At 71.0% G+C, this 12744-nt stretch carries 6 protein-coding genes; 3 read left to right on the top strand and 3 right to left on the bottom strand.

The annotated features are described in order from the left end of the window. Positions 1–65: 65 nt before the first annotated feature. The 3 genes from ACFQ6X_RS06650 (at position 66) to ACFQ6X_RS06640 (ending at position 6172) form a co-directional block, all read left to right on the top strand. Positions 66–1871 carry an ABC transporter ATP-binding protein gene (locus tag ACFQ6X_RS06650; RefSeq protein WP_383176937.1) on the top strand — a complete coding sequence of 602 codons (1806 nt, stop codon included), beginning with the start codon at positions 66–68 and terminating at the stop codon, positions 1869–1871. Continuing rightward, positions 1868–3754 (top strand): ABC transporter ATP-binding protein, encoded by a 1887-nt coding sequence (locus ACFQ6X_RS06645; RefSeq protein ID WP_383176934.1) that lies wholly within the window; start codon positions 1868–1870, stop codon positions 3752–3754. Before ACFQ6X_RS06650 ends, ACFQ6X_RS06645 begins: the two co-directional genes overlap by 4 nt. A gap of 384 nt (positions 3755–4138) precedes the next feature. Continuing rightward, positions 4139–6172, top strand: coding sequence for a M4 family metallopeptidase (locus tag ACFQ6X_RS06640; RefSeq protein WP_383176931.1), 2034 nt, complete (start codon positions 4139–4141; stop codon positions 6170–6172). 121 nt (positions 6173–6293) lie between these two features. Here the strand turns inward: ACFQ6X_RS06640 and ACFQ6X_RS06635 are convergent, their stop codons facing one another. From ACFQ6X_RS06635 to glgP, 3 genes are all read right to left on the bottom strand, one after another. Next, the gene (locus tag ACFQ6X_RS06635) at positions 6294–7499 is read right to left on the bottom strand and encodes an alginate lyase family protein (RefSeq protein WP_383176928.1); all 1206 of its coding nucleotides are present in this window, start codon (positions 7497–7499) and stop codon (positions 6294–6296) included. A gap of 209 nt (positions 7500–7708) precedes the next feature. Next, positions 7709–9499 carry a SpoIIE family protein phosphatase gene (locus ACFQ6X_RS06630; protein ID WP_383176925.1) on the bottom strand — a complete coding sequence of 597 codons (1791 nt, stop codon included), beginning with the start codon at positions 9497–9499 and terminating at the stop codon, positions 7709–7711. Between the two features lie 253 nt (positions 9500–9752). Then, positions 9753–12443 carry an alpha-glucan family phosphorylase gene (gene glgP / locus ACFQ6X_RS06625; RefSeq protein ID WP_383176922.1) on the bottom strand — a complete coding sequence of 897 codons (2691 nt, stop codon included), beginning with the start codon at positions 12441–12443 and terminating at the stop codon, positions 9753–9755. Positions 12444–12744: the final 301 nt, after the last annotated feature.

The following is a 12744-nucleotide window of genomic DNA, read 5'->3' as shown; positions in this document are numbered from 1 at the left end:
CCGGGTGCGGAGTGTCCGGAAAACCAGATGAGCGATGTCAGTGGCGAACCATAGGCTCGCTCCTGATGCCCGAAAAACCTGCAGAGCCCACGGACCGGTCCGCCGTGCGCTCCCTCATGCGTCTGTGGCCCTATGTCCGGCCGGTGCGGATGCGCTGGCTCAGTGCTGCCCTGGTGGCGGTCCTGGCGTCGTGTCTCGGCCTGGTCATCCCCCTCGTCCTGAAGTGGATGGTGGACGGTCCCGTCGCGGACCGTGACCCGGGCGGGGTATGGCTGGGGGCGCTCTACCTGCTGTTGCTGGGGATCGCCGAGGCAGGGCTGTTCGGGCTCCGGCGGTGGCTCGTGGCGCGGCCGCTGGCGGGGGTCGAGGCGTCGATGCGCGCCGATCTCTACCGGCATCTGCAACGGCTTCCGGTGGCCTTCCACGACCGCTGGCCCTCGGGTCAGCTGCTCTCGCGCGGGACCACGGATCTGATGCTGATGCGGATGTTCCTGGCTTTCCCGCTGACGTTCCTGCTGGTCAACACCACCACGATCCTGGCCGGTTTCGTCATCCTGTTCGCCCAGGACTGGTCGCTCGGGCTGGTGCTCCTGGCGCCCGCGCTGCCGCTGATGGTCCTGTGCTCCCTTTTCGAGACGAAGTACGCGCTGGTGGCGCGCTCGGCGCAGGACCAGGTCGGTGATCTGACGACGGTCGTCGAGGAGAGCGTGCTGGGCATCCGGATCGTCAAGGGTTTCGGCCGGAACCGCAGCCAGGCGCAGGCCTTCCGCGTACTGGCGCAGCGGCTGCGCGGTACGGAGCTGGGCAAGGCCCGGCTGCTCGCGGGGATCTGGGCGCTCATCACGGCCATCCCCGAGCTGGCGATCGGTGCCGCACTGGTGCTCGGCACGATCCAGGTGGCGGACGGCGAGCTGTCCGCCGGGACGCTGGTCGCGTTCCTGTCGACGGCGCTCGCACTGCGCTGGCCGGTCGAGTCGATCGGCTTCCTGCTGGCGATGAGCCAGGAGTCGGCGACGGCCGCCGACCGCTACTTCGAGGTCATGGACGTGGCCGAGGAAGTGGACGAGGCCGCCGCGGACGCGGCGGCCGGGCGGGCCGGCGCGGGCATCGTCTTCGACGGGGTCGAGTTCCGCTACCCGGATGCCGAGCCCGGTTCCGTACCCGTCCTGGCCCGGATCGACCTGCGGGTCCGGCCCGGCGAGACGATGGCCCTGGTGGGGGCGACCGGGTCGGGGAAGACGACGCTCACGGCGCTCGTCCCGCGGCTGCACGAGGTCTCCGGCGGGCGGATCCTGCTGGACGGTGAGGACATCGCCACCATGGATCGGCCCAGGCTGCGCGAGCTCGTGTCGGTGGCGTTCGAGGAGCCGACGCTCTTCTCGGCGACCGTCGGGGAGAACGTACTGATGGGCGCGGACGGTGCGGGTGAGAAGGAGCTGCGCCGGGCGCTCTCGGTGGCGCAGGCCGACTTCGTGTACGACCTGCCGCAGGGTGTCGACACCCAGGTCGGGGAGCAGGGCCTGAGTCTCTCCGGCGGCCAGCGCCAGCGCCTCGCCCTGGCCCGCGCGGTGGTCGGCGAGCCACGGTTCCTGGTGCTCGACGATCCGCTCTCCGCGCTGGACGTGCACACGGAGGCACTGGTGGAGGCGGCACTGCGGCGCGTGCTCGACGGGACGACGGCCGTGGTGGTCGCGCACCGGCCGTCCACGGTGATGCTGGCCGACCGGGTGGCTCTGCTGTCCGACGGCCGGATCAGCGCCGTCGGGACCCACCAGGAACTTCTGCACACCAGTGCCGAATACGCCTGGCTGATGTCCGGGGCCGAGGACGACGCCCGTGTACTCACTGCCGAGGAGGGCAGCTCGCGATGACCAGTGCCACCGCCGACGGACCGGCCACCACCGACGGCCCCGCCCTCGCCGACGAGGACCTGTCCGGGACGAAGCCGGACCGGCCGGGCCCCGGGGACGCCTTCGACCGCGACGCCCTTCCCGCGCCGCCGGGTTCCACCTGGGCCCTGCTGACCTCGCTGCTCGGCCCCCTGCGTGCCCGGGTGGTCGTGGCGTCCCTCCTGCTCCTGGTCCAGCAGGTCGCGGTGCAGGCGGGGCCGCTGCTGGTCGCGTACGCCATCGACAGCGGCGTGCCCGCGTTCCGGGACCACGACTACGGGCCGCTGATCGCCGTGGGCGTGGGGTACGGCGTGTGCTCGGTCGGCGCGGGGGCTCTGCAGTACGCGTTCATCCGGGCCGCCGCGCGGATCAACCAGGACGTGCTGCTCGATCTGCGCGGCCGGATCTTCCGCCACGCACAGGCGCTCAGCGTGGACTTCCACGAGCGCTACACCTCCGGCCGGCTGATCTCGCGCTCGACCACGGACGTGGAGTCCCTGCGCGAGCTGCTGAGCGAGGGGCTGCAGGAACTCATCGGTGTGGTCCTGTCGTTCGTGTCGATCTCGTTGATGCTGCTGTGGCTGGATCTCGGTATCGGCGCGATCGCGGTGGGCTCCTTCCTGCCCCTGTACCTGCTGGTGCGGATGTACCGGCGCCGGGCGGCCCAGGCCTACTCGGCGCGTTCCTCTGCCATCGCCGCGGTCATCGTGAAGTTCGCGGAGACGATGAACGGGATCCGGCCGGTGCAGGCCTTCCGCAGGGAGCGGGTCAACGACGCGGACTTCTCGGTGCTCAACCGCCGCCACGAGCGGCGGAACGGGGACGCGCTGCTGGAGATGGCCCGCTACGTCGTCGGTTCCCGGCTGGTCGCCAACACGGCGGTGGCCGCGATGGTGCTGTGGGGTGCCTACCGGGTGGCGTCGGGGACTCTGGCGCTCGGGGTGCTGGCCGCGGCGGTGCTGTATCTGCGGCGGCTGTACGACCCGATCGACCGGCTCGCGATGTTCCTCAACTCCTACCAGTCGGCTGCTGCCTCGCTGGAGAAGATCGCGGGTCTGCTGGCTCAGACTCCCACCGTTCCCGAGCCTGCCGCGCCGAAGGAGCTCCCCTCCCCCGCCGGTGAGTACCCGGGCCGTGAGGTGACGTTCGACGGGGTGCGGTTCGCCTACCGGACGGGCGGCGAGGTCCTGCCGCGCTTCGGTCTGACGATTCCGGCGGGCCAGACCGTGGCCGTGGTCGGTTCGACGGGCGCGGGCAAGTCGACGCTCGCCAAGCTGCTGGCGCGTTTCTACGATCCGACCGAGGGCCGGGTCCTGCTGGACGGCACCGATCTGCGCGATCTGGCGACCCCGGAGCTGCGGCGGGGCGTGGTGATGGTGACCCAGGAGGCGTTCCTGTTCTCGGGGACGATCGCGGAGAACATCGCGATCGGCCGTCCGGACGCGACGCCCGAGGAGATCGAGCAAGCGGCCAAGGCCATCGGTGCGCACGACTTCATCAGCGGCCTGCCCGACGGCTACGCCACGGATGTACGCAAGCGGGGCGGCCGGATCTCGGCCGGTCAGCGTCAACTGGTCGCGTTCGCACGCGCGTTGCTGGCGGACCCCGCCGTGCTGATCCTCGACGAGGCGACGAGCTCGCTCGACATCCCCGGCGAGCGGGCGGTGCAGCGCGCCATGGACACCGTGCTGCACGGCCGCACGGCGGTGGTGATCGCACACCGCCTGTCGACCGTGGAGATCGCGGACCGGGTGCTGGTGATGGAGCACGGCCGGATCGTGGAGGACGGAAGCCCGGCCGAACTCATCGGCACCGACGGCAGGTTCGCCGGGCTGCACCGCGCGTGGCGGGAGAGCCTGGCCTGACGGAGTACCGGCGGGTAGGTGCGCGACCGCCCAGGGACGGCGCAGAACTGGCCACAGTTCCGCGCCGTCTCAGCACGTGGTCATCGTCCGTTTGCCGCTCCGTCGTTCGAACACCATGAATTCGAACGAAATCTCAACTCACCCTGCGAATTCTGGCCCCGGGCGGTCCCGACGCCCGCCTTACGGCACCCGGATGACATACGGCGAAACGTCCGCTTAACGAACATGACCATTCCGGCAACGGACGAATTCCGGCCAATGTGTTGACGCGGTCCTGACATACACCCCTTTCTGCTGGGACTCTTCCCCCGTTCTGCGCACCGCCTGCTCTGCCCGGCCGGCTCACCCAGCCCGGCCGTCACCCCCCTCGCAGAAGGAGTCCGCGTGAGATCCAGATCCAGCCGTCGTGCCACCGCGACCGGCGCTCTGATAACGGCAGCAGCCCTCCTCGCCGTCGGAGTTCAGACGGGCGCGGCCACCGCCGCTCCCGACGCCGCCGCTTCCTCGGCCGCCGCCGCCAAGGGCGCCGACCCGGGTTCGCTGCCCGCGAAGCTCTCCCCCGCCCAGCGTGCCGAACTCCTCCGCGAGGCCAACTCCACCAAGGCGGCCACCGCCAAGGAGCTGGGCCTCGGCGCCACGGAGAAGCTCGTCGTCCGCGATGTCGTCCAGGACGTCGACGGCACCACGCACACCCGCTACGAGCGCACCCTCGACGGCCTCCCCGTCCTCGGTGGCGACCTGGTCGTGGCCGAGACGAAGGCCGGGAAGACCGAGGGCGTCACCAAGGCGTCCAAGGCCACCGGTGCCCAGCTGAAGGCGGTCGGCACCACGGCGGACATCGCGCCCGCCGCCGCCGAGAAGCAGGCCCTGACCGCGGCACAGGCCGAGGGCTCGAAGAAGGCCGAGGCCAGCAAGGCCCCGCGCAAGGTGGTCTGGACGGCGAGCGGCACACCTCAGCTCGCGTACGAGACCGTCGTCGGCGGCCTCCAGCACGACGGCACCCCGAACGAGCTGCACGTCATCACCGACGCCTCCTCCGGTGCCAAGCTCTACGAGTGGCAGGCCATCGAGACGGGCACCGGCAACACCCAGTACAGCGGTCAGGTGACGCTCGGCACCTCGGGCTCGTACAACCTCACCGACGCGACCCGCGGCAACCACAAGACGTACAACCTGAACCGCGGCACGTCGGGCACCGGGACCCTGTTCTCCGGCACCGACGACATCTGGGGCAACGGCAGCCCGTCGAACCTCGAGACCGCCGGCGCCGACGCCCACTACGGTGCGGCCGAGACGTGGGACTACTACAAGAACATCCACGGCCGCACCGGCATCCGGGGTGACGGCGTCGGTGCGTACTCCCGCGTCCACTACGGCAACAACTACGTCAACGCCTTCTGGTCCGACAGCTGCTTCTGCATGACGTACGGGGACGGCAGCGGCAACGCAGCACCTCTGACCTCCCTCGACGTGGCCGCCCACGAGATGACGCACGGCGTCACCTCCAACACCGCGGGCCTCAACTACAGCGGCGAGTCCGGCGGCCTGAACGAGGCGACCAGTGACATCTTCGCCGCCGCGGTCGAGTTCTACTCCAACACCGCGGAGGACCCCGGCGACTACCTCGTCGGCGAGAAGATCGACATCAACGGCGACGGCACCCCGCTGCGCTACATGGACAAGCCGAGCAAGGACGGCGCGTCCAAGGACGCGTGGTACTCGGGCATCGGCTCGGTCGACGTCCACTACTCCTCGGGCCCGGCGAACCACTGGTTCTACCTGCTCTCCGAGGGCAGCGGGGCCAAGACCGTCAACGGGGTCTCGTACAACTCCCCGACCTCCGACGGCCTTCCGGTGACGGGCATCGGCCGCGACAAGGCCGCGCAGATCTGGTTCAAGGCGCTCACCACCAAGTTCACCTCGACGACCAACTACGCGGCCGCCCGCACCGGCACCCTCGCCGTGGCCGGTGAGCTCTACGGCACGACGAGCACCGAGTACGCCGCGGTCGCCCATGCGTGGGCCGGCATCAACGTGGGAGCCCGCCCCGGCGGCGGCGACCCCGACCCGGGCGGCACGGTCTTCCAGAACACGACCGTCAAGGCACTCGCCGACCGGAGCACCAACAACATCCCCGTCGTCGTCACGGGCGTCACGGGCAATGCCCCGAGCGACCTCTCGGTCGCGGTCAACATCACCCACACCTACCGCGGTGACCTCGTCCTCGACCTGGTCGCCCCGGACGGTACGGCCTACCGGCTGAAGAACTCCTCCTCGAGCGACTCCGCGGACAACGTGGTGGCGACCTACACGGTCAACGCCTCGTCCGAGGTGGCGAACGGCACGTGGAACCTGAAGATCCAGGACGCCTACTCGGGCGACACCGGGACCTTCAACAGCGTCAAGCTGACCTTCTGACCAGGTGAGCAGGCACCTGCTGCCGCAGAACAGCAGCGACTGAGCAACTGACGTACGCGGGACGGCCCGGGAGAGCATCGCTCCTCCCGGGCCGTCGTGCGTGCCGCCGGCTTCCGCTGTCTCAGCTGGGGTTGTCGGCGTGGGTCAGGGTCTCCCAGGCCACGAACAGGTTGTTCGACGCGGCGGGCCGCTGCCGCTCGGTGAGGGTCTGGGTGTTCGACATCGCGTAGCCCATGCGGTTGTGCAGGGCGTTGAACCCGACCTCCGTGACGGGGCCCAGGCTGTCCTTGAGCGAACCGCCGCACAGCGAGGACGGAACCGCCGTGCCCAGCTGGTACTTGGCGTGCAGGCCGAGCGCGTGACGCAGCCGGTCGGCGACCTCGGGGTAGAGGTCCTGGCCCTGGATGCGGCTGGTCTCGGCGATGTGGGAGATGGCGGAGAGTCCGTAGCCGGTGTGGGTGAGGTCGCGGCAGGTCTCCTGGGAGAGGCCGTCCATGAAGGTCGACTGCCCCTGCCAGTACCCGATGATCTCGTCCCGGGTGTCGAGACCGCTGCCGGGCGCGGCTTTCGGCAGCGAGCCGTCCGCGGTCACATAGATGTACGCCGGCACACGCCCGCGGAACTTGGTCACGGCCTTGTCGTACGCGGCGCGGTCCTCCAGGAAGACCGCGATGCCGATGGCGGCCTCGGTCATGGACAGTTCCCAGTTGCCGTTGCTGTGCGAGCCGTTGGTCACCTCGGGCAGGTACACGTTGCGCAGCATCGTGCCGAAGCGGCCGGAGTTCGGCCAGCTGCTGTAGGTGTACTTGATGATCTCGGCGGCGCGCGGCCAGGAGGAGCCGGCCCAGCCGGTCTGCAGGGGTGCGTTGCTGTTGGTGTGGTCCGTGATCACGTTCGACCAGGCGTCCATGATCTGGATCGCCTTCTGGGCGTACCGGCTGTCCTGGCTGATGTACCAGGCCAGCGAGAGGGTGTACGCGGCTATCGCGTCCTCACGCTCGTCGGTGCAGCCGTAGTTGGGGTTGGAGTACGAGCCGCACTCCACGACCGCGCGGGGCTTGGCCGTACGGGTGAGCGAGGCGTACTTGCTTGCCAGCATCTGGTCGTACGCCCCCTTCCAGGGCTGGGCGCCCGCCTGGACCTTCGCGCGTACGAAGTCGAGCTGGGGGCGGCTGACCAGGACGCCGGGGTGGGTGAAGGCGGCCGGCGCGGCCGCTGTCGAGGCCCGGTCGGGGGCTGCCCCGGCGGGGGCCGTGAAGGCCGTGGCGATCAGTGCGGCCAGGGCGGCGGCGGTGCCGATGACGCGAGCGATGGTGCCGGTACGCATGTGGGGTGCCTTCCGGTGGGAGGTGTTCCACCAACTCGGTTCATGTAGGTGAACGTTGAGCCGAGTTGTGAACCGCGATGAGTGAGGAACGTAAAGCCATCGCATGCACACGTCAAGACATCGCGTTCAGGAAACGAACAACCCGGGGCGGCGCAGGGGCGGCGCCGGACAGCGCGGGGCCGTGCGGCGGAGGGCCTGCGGGACAGCCCTCAGCGGGGGAGGTTCTGCTCCGCCCAGACGACCTTGCCGGTCGCCGTGCGGCACGAACCCCACCGTCGGCACAGCAGGTTGATGAGCTGCAGCCCGCGGCCGCCCTCGTCGCTCACATCGGCGTGCTGGATCTGCGGCAGGTCGGGACCCGTGTCGGAGACCTCCACCCGGAGCCGGTCGTCGCACAGCAACCGCAGCTTGCCGGGGCCGCCGCCGTACCGCAGGGCGTTGCCGACCAGCTCGCTGACGACCAGTTCGGTGACGTCCGCGAGCTCGGTGAGGCTCCACCGCGACAGCTGCTCGGTGACGAGCTTCCGGGCGGTGGAGGCGGGGTTGCCGTCGGTGGGAAGGTCCCACACCTGCAGCCTGACGTCCTCGGACAGCTCGTGGCCGCCCGCGACGAGCAGCACCGCCTCGTCGAAGCGGCCGTCGGCCGCCCGCAGCGAGGTGAGCAGGCTGCCGTCGTCGAGCTGCTCGGGCGCCATCGCGGCGACCGTGGCGCGCAGCCCCTCCAGCTGGGTGTCCACGTCATCTACGCGCGTCTTGATCAAGCCGTCGGTGTAGAGCACCAGCCGGCTGCCCGCCGGCCCGCGCAGCCGCAGCGGGTCGTACGGGATGACCCCGGCGCCCAGCGGCGCGCCGACCGGCACGTCCAGGAAGCGGGGGACCCCGTCCGAGCCGACCAGCAGCGGCGGCGGATGGCCCGCGCTCGCGATGGTGTACGTGGAGTCCGCCGGGTCGTAGACCGCGCACAGACAGGTGGCGACCTGGTCGTCCTCGAGGTCGCGGGTGGCCAGATCCAGCCGGGCGAGGACCCGGTCGGGCTCGATGTCCAGCGTCATGAGCGTACGGGCGACGGTGCGCAGCCGCCCCATGGTGACCGCCGCGGGCAGACCGTGCCCGGTCACGTCGCCGACGACCAGCGCCGTGCGCCCGCTGGGCAGCGCCACCACGTCGTACCAGTCGCCGCCCACACCGTGCGCGTCGAAGGCGGGCACGTACTGCGCGTGGACCTTCAGTCCGGGGGTGTGCGGCGTGGCGCGCGGGAGCAGGCTGCGCTGGAGCGAGACGACGTGCTCGCGCTCGCGTCCGTAGAGCCGGGCGTTGTCCATGAAGACCGCGGCCATGGCGGCGAGCTGTCCCGCCAGTTCCACATCGGCCCGGTTGAAGGGCGGGCTGTCACCGGCGCGTACGAAGTCGGCGGATCCGAGCAGTACGCCGCGGGCGATCAACGGCACCGCCATGTAACTGTGGACGCCCTGGCGCCGCATCGCCACCGCGGCACTCGCCGTCGGCGCGACGCGCTGGTAGTCCTCCTCGGTCATCCGGCTGACCAGTACCGACTGGCGGTTGCGCAGACAGTGGAGCGTCAGCAGCGTCTCGCGGTAGTGCCTGCGGTCGACCACCTTGCCGACCGGGGAGGGTTCAAGACCTGACAGCGACTCGACGGCCTTGACCGCCATGGCCCGGGTGACCGGCACCCCCGCGCCGGTGACGCGCTCACCCTCCTCGCCCAGGAGCACGGACTCCAGGAGGTCGACGGCCGCCCCGTCGGCCAGCCGGGGGACGCTGAACTCGGCCAGCTCCTGCGCGGTCCGTTCCAGGTCGAGGGAGGTCCCGATCCGCGTGCTTGCCGCATGGAGCCAGCGCAGCCGGGCAGCTGTGGTGAAACGGTCGCCCCGCAGCGGGCCGACGGTGCTCGCGGGGCGGACGTGCAGCCTCCGGGAGGCGATGCCCTGTGCGGCCAGTCGACGGCTCAGGCGTCTCGCTCGGCTTTCGCCGCCGTTCACCGTGCTGACCTCCAGTCGCGTCCGGGGACGCCTTGATGTCTCGACGGTGACTCCGGAAGCAACTCCAGCATCTGCCGACGCTGTCATGTTAGCCAGATCACGGTGATTGCACCCCTGCCGGTGTCACGGCCATCTACAAGGCGGGCCAGGGGCCGGCGACCCGCCGAGCCGGACGGAGGGCGCAGGGCGCGTCCCGCGGGAACGGCAGGGCCCGGCACCGCACGGGTGCCGGGCCACCGGACGTGACGAACCGTCAGCGAAGCAGTACGCCGCCCCCGTCCTCGCCCGTCGCCGCGTTCGGCACCGCGACCAGTCCGAGCTCCGCACCCGAGGCGAGCAGGGGGTGCGAGGGAAGGACCCGCACGGTGTAGCCGTACGGCCCCGTGCGGTCGAGCGCGAGCGGGCCCTCGTACAGCCAGCGGTCCTCCAGATCGTGACCGCCCGCGGGCTTCAGCGGGAAGGTCTGGGCCTCCGCGATCGCGTCGCCGGAGTCGACCCGCCCGGCGACCACCTGCACCTCCACGTCGTCCGGATCGAGACCGCCCAGGGCGATCCGGACCCGGAGCGCCAGGGTCGACCCCAGCTCCGCCGAGCCACCGACGACGGCGTCGGCCGAGGCCTCCACATGGTCGACGGCCACCTGGGGCCAGGCCGCGTGGATCCTGGCCTTCCAGTCGGCGAGCTGCCGCGCCGCCGCGGGATCCAGTGCCTTGCGTGCCTGGGCGGCCGGGGCGTACAGCCGCTCCACGTACTCACGCACCATGCGTCCCGCGAGAACCTTGGGCCCCAGGGTCACCAGGGTGCGGCGGACCATCTCGATCCACCGCTCGGGCAGATCCTCGGCGTTGCGGTCGTAGAAGCGCGGGGCGACCCGCTCCTCGATCAGCGAGTAGAGGGCGTTGGCCTCCAGCTCGTCGCGCCGCTCCTCGTTCGTGGCGGAGCCGTCGGCGGTGGGGATCGCCCACCCGAAGTCCGGCTCGAACCACTCGTCCCACCAGCCGTCGCGTACGGAGAGGTTGAGGCAGCCGTTGAGCGCCGCCTTCATCCCGCTGGTGCCGCACGCCTCCAGCGGGCGCAGCGGGTTGTTGAGCCAGACGTCGCAGCCCGGGTAGAGCTTCTGCGCCATGCCCATGCCGTAGTCCGGCAGGAAGACGATGCGATGGCGCACCCGCGGGTCGTCCGAGAACCGCACCAGTTCCTGGACCAGCCGCTTCCCGCCGTCGTCCGCGGGGTGCGCCTTGCCCGCGACGACGATCTGGATCGGGTGCGTCGGATGGAGCAGCAGCTCCCGCAGCCGGTCGCGGTCGTGCAGCATGAGCGTGAGGCGCTTGTACGAGGGCACCCGGCGGGCGAAGCCGATCGTCAGCACGTCCGGATCGAGCACGTCGTCGATCCAGCCCAGCTCGGCCGTGCCCGCGCCGCGCCTGCGCCAGGAGGCGTAGAGGCGTTTGCGCACCTCGGTCACGAGCTGCTCGCGCAGCCCGCGGCGCAGGTCCCAGATCTCCCGGTCCGGGACGTTGGTCACGGCGTCCCAGCGTCTGGGGGTCCCGGCCCGGCCGCCCTCTTCGCTGCCGACGCCTGCCGTCTCGCCGACCTCAGCGCCCGCCAGCGCGTTCTCCGCACGTTCGGTGCCGAACTTCCTGGCGCCGAGCCGGAGCACCTCGGGCGCGACCCACGTCGGCGCGTGCACCCCGTTGGTCACCGAGGTGATCGGCACCTCGGCGGGGTCGAATCCCGGCCAGAGTCCGGAGAACATCTCCCGGCTGACGGCCCCGTGCAGGGTGGAGACGCCGTTCGCCCGCTGGGCGAGCCGCAGTCCCATCACCGCCATGTTGAAGAGGCCCGGCTCGCCGCCGTTGTAGGTCTCCATGCCGAGCCGGAGGATCCGGTCGACGCCGACGCCCGGCAGTTCACCGTCGTCACCGAAGTGCCGTGCGACCAGCTGGCGTTCGAATCGGTCTATCCCGGCGGGCACCGGGGTGTGCGTGGTGAAGACCGTCCCGGCCCGCACCACTTCCAGGGCGGGGTCGAAGTCGAGGCCGGTCTCGGAGAGCTCACGGATCCGCTCGAGGCCGAGGAATCCGGCGTGACCCTCGTTGGTGTGGAACACCTCGGGGGCGGCGTGCCCGGTCAGCCGGCAGTAGGTCCGCACGGCGCGTACGCCGCCGATGCCGAGCAGCATCTCCTGGAGGAGGCGGTGGTCGCTGCCTCCGCCGTACAGCCGGTCGGTGACATCGCGCTCGCCCGGCGCGTTCTCCTCCACGTCGGAGTCGAGCAGCAGCAGGGGGACGCGGCCGACCTGGGCCTGCCAGATCGAGGCGTACAGCGAGCGCCCGCCGGGGAGGGCGAGCACCACCCGGCTGGGGGTGCCGTCCGCCTCCCGTACGAGAGTGAGCGGCAGTTCGTTGGGGTCGAGGACGGGATAGTGCTCCTGCTGCCAGCCGTCCCGGGACAGGCTCTGGCGGAAGTAGCCGTGCCGGTACAGCAGCCCGACTCCGATGAGCGGGACGCCCAGGTCGCTGGCGGCCTTGAGATGGTCCCCGGCCAGGATGCCGAGCCCGCCCGAGTACTGGGGCAGAGCCGCGGTGACCCCGAACTCGGGTGAGAAGTAGGCGACGGCGGCAGGGAGCTCCGCGCCCTGGGAGAGCTGGTTCTGATACCACCTCGGGCCGTCCAGGTACTCCCGGAGGTCCTCGGACACCTCGGTGAGCCGCCGCAGGAACTGCTGGTCCCCGGCGAGCTCGGCGAGGCGTCCGGCGGACACGGCGCCCAGCAGGCGCACGGGGTCGGCGTCCGCGGGCCGCCAGCCCTCCGGGTCGGCGGCCTGGAAGAGGTTCTGGGTCTCGGTGTGCCAGGACCAGCGCAGGTTGCGGGCGAGGTCGCTGAGCGGTTGCAGGGGTTCGGGGAGGACGGGACGCACGGTGAATCGACGAATGGCCTTCACGTATCCCACCTTTACAGGGGACGTACGGATCCGAGGGGACGCACCACGGTGTGCGTCCTCTCCGTCACCCTCGACGGTAGCGGCGCGCCGCCGTACGCAACCACGGCGCGCGACCGGCTCAGTGGGTCCGGCCCCGGTCGGCACGACCGCCCCCGGCCCGGCTGTTGCACCGTGTGCGCCCTCCCCCGGCCCCCCGGGAGCCACGTCCGTCCCGGGGGTCCCGGGCACCTCATCGGCCCCGGTGGCCGCATGGGCCAGATGCGCACACATCCGTCACGGGCGATATGGCTGATTTCCCCCC

Origin of the sequence: Streptomyces sp. NPDC056452 (assembly GCF_042796085.1) — a bacterium.
Lineage (GTDB): Bacteria > Actinomycetota > Actinomycetes > Streptomycetales > Streptomycetaceae > Streptomyces.
Note: the sequence above shows the minus strand (reverse complement) of the source record. Positions and strands in the feature narration are given on the sequence as shown.